Below are 13,624 nucleotides of genomic sequence, written 5' to 3'. Positions count from 1 at the left end.
GGGGTCTACGGTGAGAGGAGCGTCGTGGCAGCCGTCGCCCTGTCCGCCCTGCTGGCCGTCCTGACCGCGGCGGCGAACGCGACCGCCACCGTGCTGCAGCGGGTCGCCGCCCTGACGGTTCCTCCGGGCCAGACGTTCAGCCTCCGCGGCGTCCGGCGCCTGCTGCGCAGCCCGGCCTGGAGCGCCAGCATCGCGGTGATCGTGCTGGCCGCCGGCGGGCAGGCGACGGCCCTCGCCCTGGGCTCCCTCACCCTCGTCCAGCCCATCCTCGTCGCCGAACTGCCCCTCACCCTGATCATCGCCCGTGTCTTCATCGGCACTCCGATGCCCCGCGGCGGCTGGCGGGCCTGCGCTCTCACCGCTGTGGGGCTGGCCCTCGCCCTCACCGCGGCCGCGCCGGCCGAGGGGAACCGCCCCGTCACCGCCGCCACTTGGACGATCACCCTCGTCGGCACAGGCGCGGCCGTCGCCCTCTGCACGGCCGGCGCGCTGCGCCGACGCCACGGCCCGACCCGCGCCGCCCTCTTCGCCACGGCCTCCGCCATCAGCTACGCCCTGACGGCCGCCCTGATGAAGGAGTCCACCCACCGCTTCGGCGAGGCCGGCGCCCCGGGGCTGCTGACGGCCTGGCAGACGTACGGCTGTGTCCTGGCGGGCGCCGCGGCGCTGTTCCTGCTCGCCAACGCGATGGGCTCCGGCCCGCTCATCGCCGCGCAACCCGCGCTGACCCTGGGCGAGGCCGGATTCAGCCTCCTGCTCGGCGCGGCCCTCTTCGGAGACCGCGTCCGCACCGGATGGTGGCTCCTGCCGGAGGCCGCGGGCACCGCCCTCACCGCCGTCGGCGTCCTCCTCCTGGCACGCCTCGGCGACGAGCAGCCCTGACCGCCGGGCGGAGCGCTTCGCCCCGGGGGTCGGTCGCCTGCCGCGCGCGCCGGCGGCTGATAGACGATGCGACTCCTGGGGTAGGCCACACCATATGACCCAATTCGGATACACCATGATGACCGAGCAGGCGGGTCCGGTCGAGCTGGTGGCCCACGCCGTCCGGGCCGAGGAGAGCGGTTTCGACTTCGCCGTGGCCTCGGACCACTACTTCCCCTGGCTCGACACCCAGGGCCACTCGCCCTATGTGTGGGCCGTGCTGGGAGCGGTCGCCCAGGCGACCTCGCGGCTGCCGCTGATGACCTATGTGACCTGCCCGACCTTCCGCTACCACCCGGCGGTCGTGGCGCAGAAGGCCGCCACCGTCCAGTTGTTGTCCGGTGGACGCTTCCGACTGGGCCTCGGGTCGGGGGAGAACCTGAACGAGCACATCGTGGGCGGCGGCTGGCCACCCGCCGACGTGCGCCTGGACCGGCTCGACGAGGCCGTCCGGATCATCCGCGCGTTGTTCCAGGGCGGCCACGTCAACCACCGCGGCGAACACTTCCAGGTGGAGTCGGCGAAGCTGTGGGACCTGCCGGACCCGCCGCCCCCGATCGGGATCGCGGTCTCCGGCGAGAGCTCCTGCGCGCTCGCCGGCCGCCTGGCCGATCTGGTGATCGCGGTGGAGCCGGAGGCCGAGCTGCTCCACGCGTTCGACCGGCACGGCGGCACCGGCAAGCCACGCGTCGGGCAGCTCCCCGTGTGCTACGACCGCGACCGCGAGGCGGCGGTGCGGCGGCGGTGCGGCGGGCGCACGAGCAGTTCCGCTGGTTCGGCGGCGGCTGGAAGGTCAACGCGGAGCTGCCAGGACCGCCCGCCTTCGCCGCCGCCACCGAGTACGTCCGCGAGCAGGACGTGGCGGAGTCCATCCCCTGCGGGAACGACGTCGGCCGCTTCGTGGACGCGGTCAGGCCCTACCTGGAGGCCGGCTTCACCGAGATCGCCCTGGTGCAGATCGGTGGCGCCTCCCAGCTGTCCTACCTGGAGTGGGCGGAGAAGGAGCTGCTCCCGGCGCTGCGCGCGCTGTGACATACGGGCACCTTGCGACGAGAACGCCGGGAGCAGAGGGTGGAGACGTGACAGACACCCCCGTGTTCCTGGAAGGGGATGCGACATGATCAGGCTGAAGGGGCGCGCCAGGCGGGGGAAGGGCAAGCCCGAGGAGAGCGTCGGCAAGGCCGCGCGCGACGAGTCCCCGGAGGAACGGGGCCGCGAGGAGCAGGCGCGCGAGGGGGCGAACGTGGCGGCCGAGGAGGCGGCGAAGCTCGCCCGCGGTGAGCGTCCGGACCAGAGCTCCGGACACATGTAGCGCATACGACGGGAAGAGCGGCGCGGCCGGCATGTGCGCGCCCGTGTGGAGGACGGGCTCCGGCGCACGACGCCCGACCGCCGAGGGCCGACGACCACGGGACGAGCGGGCCGCGCCGGCCGTGCGGCCCGCGCGGACACCGGGCGGCTCCTGCGGCCCGCGCGGACACGGTGGTGCCGCGCCAACCAGGGCACGCCGCCCAGCTGCCCGCTGCCCGGATCGTGTACCGGAGCGCCTGATCGCCTGATCGCCTGATCGCCTACCGGTACGCTACCGACCTCGCCGACGGGGGCTCAGTGGGCGTAGACCTTCTCCACGAACTCGGCGATCTGCTCTTCGCTGAGGTTCTGTGCCAGGTCCGCCTCGGTGATGATGCCGACGAGGCGCTTGTTCTCGATGACCGGCAGTCGTTTGATGCGGTGGCTCTCCATCTCGTTCAGGACTTCTTCGACGTCGGCGTTGGCGTCGATCCAGCGGGGGGTGCCCTCGCAGAGGTCGCCCGCGGTGATCTCGGAGGGCGACCGTCCGTCCGCCACGCACTTCACGACGATGTCGCGATCGGTGACGATGCCGCACAGCCGCTCGTTCTCGTCGGCCACCGGCAGGGCGCCCACGTCCAGGTCCCGCATCTTCTGAGCCGCGTCGGCGAGCGTGGTGTCGCGGGGTATCCACGCCGCGCCCGAGTGCATGATGTCCTTCGCCATGGTCATGAATCTGCCTCCCTCACAGTGAGGTCGCGTGTGGTGGCACTCTTCATCGTCACCTTCCCGACGGCTTCCCGCGATCGGAACCACCTCCCCTGCCTTCGACGTCCGTCTCGCCGCGCGCCGGCCACCCATGGGCATACGGCCGCCGACATACGCGGCCGACCACGGGGAGCGCGTTTGCGACCGGTGCCGGGGAACGTGAAACTGGAAGCCCGTGCGGGGAGTTGCCCCTCATGACGCCCCTGCGGGCACAAGCCGCCTACCGGCTCCGGAAGGAGGCATCATGAGGGCTCTGACATGGCACGGACGCCGCGATGTGCGCGTGGACACCGTGCCGGATCCATCGATCGAGGAGCCGACGGACGCCATCGTGAGGATCACCTCCAGTGGCATCTGCGGCTCCGATCTGCATCTCTACGAGGTGCTCGGCCCGTTCCTCGAAGAGGGCGACATCCTCGGGCACGAGCCGATGGGCGTCGTGGAGACCGTGGGCTCCCAGGTGACCGAGCTGAGCGCCGGCGACCGCGTCGTGGTCCCGTTCAACATCTCCTGCGGCACCTGCTACATGTGCGAGGCCGGCCTGCAATCCCAGTGCGAGACCACCCAGGTCCGACAGCGCGGCATGGGCGCGTCCCTGTTCGGCTACACCAAGCTCTACGGCGAGGTGCCCGGCGGGCAGGCCGAGTACCTGCGGGTGCCCTTCGCGAACACCCTGCCGATCAAGGTGCCGGACGGCCCGCCGGACGAGCGGTTCGTCTACCTCTCCGATGTGCTGCCCACCGCCTGGCAGGCCGTGGAGTACGCGGCCGTCCCGCCCGGCGGCAGCCTGGCCGTGCTCGGCCTCGGGCCCATCGGCGACATGGCGTGCCGGGTGGCGCTGCACCGCGGCGCCGGGCAGGTTTTCGGGGTCGACCTCGTCCCCGAGCGGCTGGAGCGGGCCGCCGCACGCGGTGTGCGGGTGGTCGACCTCCGCGAGCACGAGTCCGACGTGGGCGACGTCATCCGCGAGATGACGGACGGCCGCGGCCCGGACTCGGTCATCGACGCGGTGGGCCTGGAGGCCCATGGCGCGCCGGCGGCGGCGCTCGCCCAGCGGCTGGCCGGCATGCTGCCGGGCACGATGGCCGAGAAGATCATGAGCCGGGCCGGCGTGGACCGTCTGGCGGCGCTCCTGACCGCCATCGACGTGGTGCGCCGCGGCGGCACCATCTCGCTGAGCGGGGTCTATGGCGGCATGACCGACCCGCTTCCGCTGATGACCATGTTCGACAAGCAGATCCAACTGCGCATGGGCCAGGCCAACGTCCGACACTGGGTGGACGACATCATGCCGCTGCTGGCCGACGGCGACCCGCTGGGCGTGGAGGGCTTCGCGACCCACAAGGTGCCCCTGGAGGACGCGCCCTGGGCGTACCGGGCCTTCCAGGCCAAGGAGGACGGCATGGTGAAGGTCCTCCTCACGCCCTGAGGCGCGCCCCTCGTCGGGTTCGCGGCCGGGATCACGGCCAGGTTCCCAGCCCGCCCCCGCGGAGCCGGTTGACACGCCCCTCCCCCAGCACGGCCCGGCGCCGAGCCGCGCGTGACGCGCACGGCCCGGCGCCGTGCGCGTCCGCGCCGCGCCCCGGCGCCCCGGCGCTCCGTCACGGGCCGGGCCGGCCTGTGGTCGCTCGACACAGTTGGTCGCGCGCACCACCCGTGAGCCGCCGTCAGTTCCGCCGCTCTCTCGGGGCGGTGGTGTGCCGGGCACTGTCCTCGGTGCCCGGGACGGGCGCTATCGGAAGGCCGGCAGGTTGCGCGCGACCCACTCTTCGAAGGGCCTGGCCGGGCGGCGCAGGACGCGCTCCACGTCGGGGCTGATCTCCCGCTCGGCGGGGAGCGGGAGGCCGAGGACGTCCAGGGTGCCGTCGATGACCTCCTCCGGCATGAACCGCGCCATGTGGGCGTGGGCCTCCTCGCGGGACAGTTCCACGAAGGTCACCTTCTCGCCCAGGGCGTCGGAGACCACCGCGGCCTGCCCGCGCGGGCTGATCGCCTCGGGTCCGGTCAGCTCGTACGTACGGCCCGCGTGGCCGTCCTCGCGCAGCGCGGCCGCGGCGACCGCCGCGATGTCCGCGGGATCGACGACGGGCAGCGCCACATCGCCGAACGGGGCGAAGATCATGCGCCGGGTGCGGACCGACTCGGCCCAGGCGAAGGCGTTGGAGGCGAAGCCGCCCGGGCGCAGGATGGTGACGTCCAGCCCGGACGCCCGCACGGCCGCCTCGTACGCGCGCAGACGGGCGTGGGAGAGAGCCTCGGGACGGGTGGAGTTGAGCTGCGAGGAGAGCAGCACGAGCCGCTTGACCCCGGCGTCCACGACCGCGTCCACCAGGGCGGTGGGGCTCTCCCCGTGGCTGTTGAGCTCGCCGCCCAGCAGGATGAAGACGGCGTCGGCGCCTTCGAGGACCGGCCGCATGCTCAGCGAGTCCCCGACGTCGGCCCGGGCGTGTCGGACGCCGGTCGGAAGCCCCGTGCGGCCCGGACGCCGCGAGACGGCGACGACCTCCTCGCCCGCCTCGGCCAGCAGCGGCACCAGCGTCTGCCCGACATTGCCGGTCGCACCCGTCACCACGATCATCGCGAATCGATCCCCTGAATTAGTTAGTTGACTGACTTAGAACGACCGTAGCACGCCCCGAGGGCGCTGCCTATAGTTGGTTGGGTGACTGACTCACCGAAGCCACGGGCGCGAGCGGCCGACAAGCGCCGACGGCTCACCACCGCGGCCGCCCGGGTCCTCCATGAGCAGGGCGTCGAACGGACCACCCTCGCCGACATCGCGCGCGTGGCCGAGGTCCCCGTGGGAAACGTCTACTACTACTTCAAGACGAAGGACGAGTTGGTCCAGGCCGCCCTCTCCGAGCACCGTGCCCACCTGGACGAACTCACCCGCGAGCTGGACCGGTTGGCTGACCCGCGGGACCGCCTCAGGGCCCTGATCGCGGCCTGGGTCGACCAGCGGGACATCGCCGCCCGCTACGGCTGCCCCACCGGCACCCTGGCCGTCGAACTCGACAAGCGCGCCGACGGGGCCCTCGACGCCGAGGTCGGCACGGTGATCCGGCGGCTGCTGGACTGGGCCGCGGACCAGTTCCGCGCCCTGGGCCTGCCCGATCCCGAGGACCTCGCCGTCACCCTCGTCTCCGCCTACCAGGGCATGTCGCTCCTGGCCAACGCCCTGCGCGACCCGAGCATCATGATCCGCGAGGGAGCCCGCCTGGACCGCTGGCTCGACTCCCTGGGAGCCCCTGAGCCGACCCCGTGACCCGGCTCTTCCGCGCCGCCCGGCCGCTGCCCCGGATGGGTCGGGCGTAGGCACACGTAGGTACTGGCGTAGGCACAGGCGTAGGCATTCGTCCTCTTCTCCTCCCCCTCCATGCGGCGCGTTCCCCGGTGCGGCGAAGGTCACCCGGTGTCCCGCGCGTGGATCGGGTACGCGCATCTCCTGCCGTACCAGCTCTCCCGCCGCATCAGCGGACGGCACGGAGCAGGGCCCCACCGTGCCGGGTGGGCTGACAGGAAGGATGGACCCGCTCATGGAGGACGTGCTGCGTCCGCTCATCGTCGGCGGCGCCTCGGTCGCGATCACCCTGATCGTCGGCTGGGCGGCCGACCGGCTGCTGCTCCGGGCCGACGCCCGACACCCCGAGACCCCGCTGTGGGGGCTGCTGCGCCGCTGCGGGCCGCCGCTGCGGGCCGTGGTCTGCTCGGCGGTGCTGCGCGGCTCGTACGACACGGCGCGCGTCGCCCAGGACCACGCCGTGGGCATCAGCCGGGTCCTGACCCTGACGCTGATCGCCGCCACCGCCTGGCTCGCGGTGCGTGTCTCGGCGGCCGTGGTGGAGTCCACGTACTCGCGCTACGCGGCCGGTGCCCGTGATCCGGCCCGGGTGCGTCGGGTGCGGACGCAGGTGACCCTGATCCAGCGGGTGGTGACCGCCGTGGTCGGGGTGGTGGCCGGGTCGGCCATGCTGCTGACCTTCCCCCCGATGCGCGCCATGGGCACGTCCATGCTGGCCTCCGCCGGGATCGTCGGCATCGTCGCCGGAATCGCCGCCCAGACCACGCTCGGCAACATGTTCGCCGGGCTGTCGATCGCGTTCGGCGACATGGTGCGGATCGGCGACACGGTGGTGGTGGACGGCGAGTGGGGCACCGTCGAGGAGATCACCCTGACCTTCCTGTCCGTACGGACCTGGGACGAGCGGCGGATCACCATGCCGGTGTCGTACTTCACCAGCAAGCCCTTCGAGAACTGGTCGCGGGGCGGCACGCGCAAGACCGGCACGGTCTTCCTCCACCTCGACCACGCCGCGCCCGTCGAGGCGATGCGCGAGAAGCTCCACGAGATCGTCCGTGCCTCCGAGTCCTGGGACGGCCGCGACTGGGGACTCGCCGTCACCGACACCACGCCCAGCACCATCCAGGTGCGTGCGCTGGTCACGGCGAGGGACGCCGACGACGCCTGGAACCTGCGCTGTGAGGTGCGGGAAGAGCTGATCCGCTGGCTGCGCCGGGAGCACCCGTACGCCCTGCCACGCCTCGCCACGGCCCCCGCTCCCCGCCGGGCGGCGGTGGAGCCCGCTTCCCGGCGCGCCGACGCTTCCCCGCGGGCCGACGCGAAGGCCGCGCCCGCTCCCCGGCGGGCCGAGGCGGAGTCCGCACCCGCCGAACCGGCGTAGTCACCGGGCCCGCGCCGGAAGCACCGGGTCCCCGGCCTCAGGCCACCGCCCTTCCGGCGGTGTGCCAGGGCACGAAGGCGTTCGTCAGCCCGGCGAGGGCGGTGCGCAGCTCGGGGTGGTGGCGCAGCAGCACGGTGACCATGGTGTTGTCGTCGATCCAGGCCATGCCAGCCGTGGAGTACACCTCGGGGGTGTAGTACTCGGTGAAGAAGCGGTCGCTGTTCAGCCGGCGTGAGGCCATCAGGACGAAGATGCGGAACGCGGTGTCGCTGAAGGCGAATCCGGCGGGGAGTGTCTCCGCGTACATCCCCACCGTCAGGTCGACCTTCTCGATGTCGCCGTCGTAGAGCCGCTCGATCTCCTCGGCCCACGCCGGATTGTCCGTCAGTTCCGCGAAGGTCTCGGCCGGCTTCAGCCTCAGCAGCCTCCGGAACTCGTTGTAGCGGAGGACGCCCAGCTCCCTGGTGCGCAGGATGTCGGTGGCGGCGAGGTCCTGTAGATGCCCGTCCGGACGCTCGAACTCCTGGAGGAACCTGGGGAAGTTGTGCAGGGTGACCAGTCCGGGGTGGAGCGTGCCGAAGCTGTAGAGCAGGTCGGCCGTGGACGTGGACTCCAGGACCTTCAGCGCCGAGGGGCCGGCGAGGTCGCGGAGGGTGCAGTGGCGCAGCGTGGAGTCGTCGGAGACGGAGCGCAGGTGCCACTCGTCGCGGATGAGCGGATGCATGCGGTAGACGGCCACGAACTCCTCGGTGAGGGAGTACGGGACGCCGTAGTGGTCCGTCCCGCCGCCGGCGATGCCGCTGACGACCTCACTCCCGCTGATCCGTCCGAAGAGCTTGTGGACGCGCTCGCCGGCGAGGCCCCACCAGTTGGCGCGCAGGGCCGTGACGGTGGTGGGGTGGCTGATCACGCCGGGGTCCACTCCACGGTGTGAATCATGGCGAGGAGCGCGGCGTTGACGAGCCGGGCGCGCTGGAACAGCTCCTCGTCGCCCCAGGAGGGGTACGTGGCGTGCAGGTGGTCGCAGATCGCGTTGTGCTCCCGGGCGAACAGGTCCTGCATCATGGCGAGGCCCAGCCAGAAGCCGGGAACCCGCGAGGGGTCGCGGGAGGGGTCCGAGGGGCCCGGGGTCCGCTCGCCGTCCCTCAGGTGCAGCCTGCCCAGCTCGCCGGTGCGCGTCCGGCGCTGCTCCGCCTCGTTCGTCCCGTAGATCTGGGACGCGTCCCACCAGTGGGAGGAGACGTTGACACGGGTGTCGGGCGTCCCGGCGGGCGCCTGCGGGTCCCGGGTCGGGTCGTCCGGGGTCCGCATGATCCGCATCGGGCGCTCCGGCCAGGGGTCGTCCTCCACGAGGGGCACCTCCCAGGGCCGCTCCGTGGGGCTCGTCCCGTGGCTGAACCAGTCGCGAATCATGAACTGCAACCAGGCGGCGACCAGCGAGTTGACCGATTCGGCGGGGATCAGCTCGCCGCGGGTGAGCAGGGCCCGGCTGACCTCTCGGGGGTTCGGGCTGGAGAGCACGGCCTCGGGGGTGGTCGGCGCGACCCGGTCCAGCGGGATGTTCCGTCCGAAGCGGGTGCCCGCCATGCCCATGCGCGGCTCGTCGAGATCGTTGTGGCTGCCGTCGGCGGTCCGGTTGACCTTGTGGCTCTGGGCCGGCGGCGCGGGATCGGGCAGGTCGACGGACGGCAGCAGGCCGGTGTCGTGGAGGTTCTTCTGCCGGAGTCTGACCCGCAGGCCGAGGAGCGTCAGCAGGCCGAGAACGACCGGCAGTCGGTCCCAGCCGACGCGCCGGTCGACGAGGGCGGCGGCCTCGGTGACGATCCGCCAGGGCGGGGAGGTCCGGTATCCGGATCCGGTGCGTCGTGTGACGCCTCGTCGCGTGCTGCTCATCGCGGTACTCCTTTACCTCACTCCTTCTCCGACGAGTTCGGGCGTGGCCGACGCCGAACGTGGGGAGCACGAGCGGAGACGGGAACCATGTGGGCGGAGAGCGCGACGGGAACCCTCGCGGATCGCCTGACAGAAAAGCGAACCCCCGACAAACTCCCCCGAACAGCACACTAGGCCGATGGCTGCCCGCTCGCACATCGAGGCCGTGACCTGGGCTCCAACGCGCATCGAGCCGCGGGCCGCGAGCCGGAGGCCCCGCGGCGGACCGCGGGGCTCGCTTCACGCGACGGTCGGTACGTCAGCTCCGGTTCGCCCTCCCCGTCCGTACCGCACCCGCGCTGGCCGCCACCACCAGGGCGATCGCCAGGCACTGCGAGACCGACAGCGTCTGTCCCAGCACCAGGAAGCCGGCCAGCGCCGCGACGGCCGGGGCCAGGCTCATCAGGACCGCGAAGGTCGACGCGGGCAGGCGGCGCAGGGCCAGCAGCTCCAGCGTGTACGGCAGCCCCGACGACAGCAGCGCCACGGCCAGCCCGAGACCCAGCACCTCCGGCTCCAGCAGCGTGGTGCCCGCGGAGCCGACACCCAGCGGCAGGCTCACCAGCGCCGCCACACCCATGGCCAGGGCCAGCCCGTCCAGCCGCGGAAAGCGGGCCCCGGCCCGGGAGTTGCAGACGATGTACGCCGCGCACATGACGCCCGCGCCCAGTGCGAAGCCGGCGCCCGCCGGGTTGAGCTGGTCGAAGCCGTCCCGCCCGAGCAGGAAGACGCCGCCGAGCGCCAGCCCGGCCCAGGCCAGGCTCACCGCCCGGCGCGCGGTGGCGACGGACAACAGGAGCGGCCCGAGCACTTCCAGGGTCACCGCCGGGCCGAGCGGGATCCGGTCGATCGCCTGATAGAAGAGGATGTTCATGCCGCCGAGGGCCAGCCCGAAGGCACCGACGACGGCCCAGTCGGCACGGCTGTGGCCGCGCAGCCGGGGACGGCACACGACCAGCAGCAGCACGGCCGCGATCGTCACCCGCAGCGCCACCACTCCGAGGGCCTCGACGCGCGGGAAGAGCAGCGCGGCGACCGCCGAGCCGAACTGCACCGACAGGGTGCCGGCCAGCATCAGCCCGATGCCGGCGAGGCTGCCGACGCTGGCGGGCGCGGTCGACTTCTGGATACGAACGGCCGTCGACGTGCCCCGCGCCGCCGGTGCGCCCTGCGCGGTCGCGGTCGCCGCTCCCGCGGGCGCCGCCTGGGTCCTCATCTGTGTCATGCCTCCACGCTAGGAAGCCGCCGACTCCGCGTGAAATGCCGACTGACGCGCGATTATGCTTCACAGGCATGACCATGGAGCTGCGTCATCTGCGGGCCTTCCTCGCCATCGCCGAGGAGGGCACGATCACGCACGCCGCGGCTCGACTGCACACCGGTCAGCCCGCCCTCTCCCGTACGCTGCGCCAGTTGGAGAGCCATCTCGGCGTACGGCTGGTCGACCGTTCCACGCACCACCTGGAGCTGACGGCGGCGGGCCGGACGTTCCGCGACAAGGCCGTCGCGGCGCTGGCCGCCGTGGACGCGGCCCTCGACCCCCGCTCGCTGACGGCCGTGCCGCTGCGCCTCGGGCACCCCTGGGCCGCGCTCGGGGAGCACACCATCCCGCTGCTGCGCCGCTGGGACGAGGAGCACCCCAACGTGCCGTTGGAGCTGCGCCGCATCGACGACCGGGCGGCCGGGCTCACCCAGGGCAAGGTCGACGTGGCGCTGCTGCGCGGAGAGGTGACGGCGCCGGGTCTGGTCACGGAGCCGCTGCTGGAGGAGGAGCGGGTGGCCGTGGTGCCCGCGGGGAGCGAGCTCGCCGACCGCGCGACCCTCACGCTGGCGGACCTCGCCGCGTGGCCCCTCGCCCTGAACACGGTGGCGGGCACGACCACGTTGGACCTGTGGCCCACCGCCGCACGCCCCACCACGACGCTGGAGGTCACCAACACGGACGAGTGGCTGACGGCCATCGCCGTGGGACGGGCGGTGGGCATCTCCACCTCGGCGACGCCCCGTCTGCACACCCACCCCTCGATCGCCTACCGCCCGCTGACCGACGCCCCACCGGTGCCGGTGCTCCTGGCCTGGCGGCGCGGCACCCCGACCCACCCGGCGATCCCCGCCCTGGTCCGCCTGGCCCGCGAGATCGTGGCGGGCCGGTAGCGAGCACGGCCGGCCGGCTGTCCGGCTGAGGGGGCGGCCCGCGCAAGGGGAGGCTTCCCTCCTCTTACGGCGCAAGGCCGCGTGACGTGCGGGGCCGAGCTTCGTTCACGGCGTGGAAGATCACTGACTGGCCATCTGTGCCCAGGGAAGGAACGATGATGCGTCTTCGCCATCCTCTTGCCGCCGCTCTCGGCGGACTGACCCTCGCCGTCACACTGGCGGGTTCGGCCGTCGCCGCGACCGGGACGTTCCACTGGTTCGGCCCCGAGGGGCAGCCGTACTACGTCGAGAACCTGCCGGACAACCGATGCCTCGACATGTCTCAGGAGGCCCGCGGCGCGCAGAACCGGACGAGCGGGCCGGTGGTCGTCTACGCGCAGAAGAAGTGCAAGGGCCAGGCGACCCGGCTCGCCCCCGGAAAGTCGGCACCGGCCGACGCGCCCTTCGCCAGCCTCCGTCTGAGCCCGCGTTAGCCCGTCCACGGCGGTCGCCGGCCCTGCCCGCACATCGGGCCGCGGGCCGCGGCCCTCACGCCAACGCGCGGAAGCCGCCCTGGTGGAAGACGAGGGGGTCGGCGTCCGCGCGGTGGGCGAACTCCTCGACGCGGCCGAGGAAGAGCACGTGGTCTCCCCCGTCGTACTCCGCCCACGGCGAGCAGGCGAGGGTGGCCAGCGAGCCGGCGAGGCGGGGGGCGAGTCCGGGGGCCGAGGACTCCCAGTGGGGGGTGGCCGGGGTGGGGGCGCGGCCGGCGAAGTGGAGGGCGAGGTCGTGCTGCGCCTCGTGGAGCACGTTCACCGTGAAGGGTCGGCCGCCGAGGTGGCGGGCCGCCTTGCTGTCCCGGTGGAGGGAGACGAGTACCAGCGCCGGGTCCAGCGACACCGCGGTGAAGGCGTTGACGGTGGCGCCGTGCGGGACGCCACCGGCGTCACAGGTGACGACCGTGACACCGGTGGCGAAGTGCCCGAGGCACGTCCGCAGGCGGCGCGGATCGACCGACACGGTCACGTCCAGCCCCGGGCGGGCCGGTCGAACCAGACATGGGCCTGGCCGGTGCCGATGCCGTTCTCGTAGGCGCCGTAGCTGCGGCCGGGAGCGGCGCACCTGGGCCCGCCGACCGCGCCGGCCAGCATCAGGTAGTGCCCGAACCGCGCCTCGGGGGCGAAGAGTCGGTACTCGGGCATCGTCTCGATCACCCGGTCGTGCCGCCCCGCCTCCAGCCAGGCGATCCGCTGCTCGTCGGCCTCCCGTGCCTCGGGGGTGACGATGTGCGCGGGGTCGCCCGCCATCCGGTTCCGCAGCTCGGTCAGCGGCCAGAAGCGGTGCGAGAGGCCGCCGGAGGCGAGCAGCAGCACCTTGCGGTCGAGGCCGTCGATCGCCTCGCCGAGGATCTCGCCGATGCGGAGGAAGTCCTCGGTGGTGGCCGTCTGGCAGACGGAGACCGAGACCCAGGGCGTGTCCGCCCACCCGAGGTGGGTCCAGAGGTTGAGCGTCGCGTAGTGCATCGGCAGATACGGATCGTCGTTCGCCTGGAACCACACCTCTCGTTCCGCCGCCAGGCCGGCGACCGCCTGGGCCAGTTCGGGGTCCCCGGCGAGGTCGTACGGCAGCCGGCTGATCGCGGCCGGCATCTCGTCGGAGGTGAACAGGCCCTCGCGGCGCGGATGGGCGGTGATCACCGCCTCGGTCGTCGTCGCCCAGTGCGAGTCGAACACCACCACCGTGTCGTGGTCGACGGTGTCGATCACTTCGTGCCGGAGCCGCTTCAGCCCGGTCACGAGCGTGAAGTCACGGCCGCCGTTCGCCTCGATCCGGGCCGGCTCGGGGAACATGATGACCGGCGCGTGCGAGACCAGGCCCGCGCCCACGATCTCACCCAT

The 13,624-nt window shown here is 72.8% G+C and carries 14 protein-coding genes and 1 pseudogene; 8 read left to right on the top strand and 7 right to left on the bottom strand.

The window, feature by feature from the left end:
- The first annotated feature begins 24 nt into the window (after positions 1-24).
- The 3 genes and pseudogenes from CD790_RS28210 to CD790_RS28200 all read left to right on the top strand — a co-directional run bounded on the left by CD790_RS28210 (position 25) and on the right by CD790_RS28200 (position 2,233).
- Positions 25-882, top strand: a complete 858-nt coding sequence (locus tag CD790_RS28210) for a DMT family transporter (protein ID WP_260867945.1) — start codon at positions 25-27, stop codon at positions 880-882.
- Positions 883-976: 94 nt separating this feature from the next.
- Positions 977-1,953: pseudogene (locus tag CD790_RS28205) on the top strand (TIGR03557 family F420-dependent LLM class oxidoreductase).
- Positions 1,954-2,038: 85 nt separating this feature from the next.
- Positions 2,039-2,233 carry a CsbD family protein gene (locus tag CD790_RS28200; RefSeq protein ID WP_144386191.1) on the top strand — a complete coding sequence of 65 codons (195 nt, stop codon included), beginning with the start codon at positions 2,039-2,041 and terminating at the stop codon, positions 2,231-2,233.
- Between the two features lie 293 nt (positions 2,234-2,526).
- On the opposite strand, the gene CD790_RS28195 is transcribed toward CD790_RS28200, so the two are convergent.
- Entirely contained in the window at positions 2,527-2,943 is a 417-nt protein-coding gene (locus tag CD790_RS28195; RefSeq protein WP_144386190.1) for a CBS domain-containing protein, read from the bottom strand.
- A gap of 280 nt (positions 2,944-3,223) precedes the next feature.
- Here CD790_RS28195 and CD790_RS28190 point away from each other — a divergent pair, with 280 nt between their 5' ends.
- Positions 3,224-4,408, top strand: a complete 1,185-nt coding sequence (locus tag CD790_RS28190) for a zinc-dependent alcohol dehydrogenase (protein ID WP_144386189.1) — start codon at positions 3,224-3,226, stop codon at positions 4,406-4,408.
- A gap of 303 nt (positions 4,409-4,711) precedes the next feature.
- Here the strand turns inward: CD790_RS28190 and CD790_RS28185 are convergent, their stop codons facing one another.
- Positions 4,712-5,557 carry an NAD(P)H-binding protein gene (locus CD790_RS28185; protein WP_144386188.1) on the bottom strand — a complete coding sequence of 282 codons (846 nt, stop codon included), beginning with the start codon at positions 5,555-5,557 and terminating at the stop codon, positions 4,712-4,714.
- Between the two features lie 84 nt (positions 5,558-5,641).
- Between CD790_RS28185 and CD790_RS28180 the strand changes: the two genes are divergently transcribed.
- Both CD790_RS28180 and CD790_RS28175 read left to right on the top strand, forming a co-directional pair.
- Positions 5,642-6,244: a TetR/AcrR family transcriptional regulator gene (locus CD790_RS28180; protein WP_144386187.1), complete on the top strand. Its 603-nt coding sequence runs from the start codon at positions 5,642-5,644 to the stop codon at positions 6,242-6,244.
- A 271-nt stretch (positions 6,245-6,515) separates the two neighbouring features.
- Positions 6,516-7,661 (top strand): mechanosensitive ion channel family protein, encoded by a 1,146-nt coding sequence (locus tag CD790_RS28175; protein ID WP_144386186.1) that lies wholly within the window; start codon positions 6,516-6,518, stop codon positions 7,659-7,661.
- Positions 7,662-7,698: 37 nt separating this feature from the next.
- Here CD790_RS28175 and CD790_RS36270 read toward each other — a convergent pair whose 3' ends face one another.
- The 3 genes from CD790_RS36270 to CD790_RS28165 form a co-directional block, all read right to left on the bottom strand.
- The gene (locus CD790_RS36270; protein ID WP_260867943.1) at positions 7,699-8,571 is read right to left on the bottom strand and encodes a peroxidase family protein; all 873 of its coding nucleotides are present in this window, start codon (positions 8,569-8,571) and stop codon (positions 7,699-7,701) included.
- A complete protein-coding gene (locus CD790_RS36265) occupies positions 8,568-9,554 on the bottom strand; it encodes a peroxidase family protein (RefSeq protein ID WP_260867942.1) in 987 nt (328 codons plus the stop codon). The genes CD790_RS36270 and CD790_RS36265 overlap by 4 nt, the downstream gene beginning before the upstream one ends.
- Before the next feature lie 298 nt (positions 9,555-9,852).
- A complete protein-coding gene (locus CD790_RS28165; protein WP_144386185.1) occupies positions 9,853-10,818 on the bottom strand; it encodes a DMT family transporter in 966 nt (321 codons plus the stop codon).
- Positions 10,819-10,886: 68 nt separating this feature from the next.
- Here CD790_RS28165 and CD790_RS28160 point away from each other — a divergent pair, with 68 nt between their 5' ends.
- Together CD790_RS28160 and CD790_RS28155 are read left to right on the top strand one after the other, a co-directional pair.
- Positions 10,887-11,747 carry a LysR family transcriptional regulator gene (locus CD790_RS28160; protein ID WP_144386184.1) on the top strand — a complete coding sequence of 287 codons (861 nt, stop codon included), beginning with the start codon at positions 10,887-10,889 and terminating at the stop codon, positions 11,745-11,747.
- Positions 11,748-11,902: 155 nt separating this feature from the next.
- Positions 11,903-12,220 (top strand): hypothetical protein, encoded by a 318-nt coding sequence (locus CD790_RS28155; RefSeq protein ID WP_144386183.1) that lies wholly within the window; start codon positions 11,903-11,905, stop codon positions 12,218-12,220.
- Positions 12,221-12,275: 55 nt separating this feature from the next.
- Here CD790_RS28155 and CD790_RS28150 read toward each other — a convergent pair whose 3' ends face one another.
- Positions 12,276-12,746: a flavin reductase family protein gene (locus CD790_RS28150; protein ID WP_144386182.1), complete on the bottom strand. Its 471-nt coding sequence runs from the start codon at positions 12,744-12,746 to the stop codon at positions 12,276-12,278.
- Between the two features lie 2 nt (positions 12,747-12,748).
- A complete protein-coding gene (locus tag CD790_RS28145) occupies positions 12,749-13,624 on the bottom strand; it encodes a catechol 1,2-dioxygenase (RefSeq protein WP_144386181.1) in 876 nt (291 codons plus the stop codon).

Source organism: Streptomyces sp. SAJ15, from assembly GCF_007595705.1.
In the GTDB taxonomy this organism is placed as follows: Bacteria; Actinomycetota; Actinomycetes; order Streptomycetales; family Streptomycetaceae; genus Streptomyces.
Note: the sequence above shows the minus strand (reverse complement) of the source record. Positions and strands in the feature narration are given on the sequence as shown.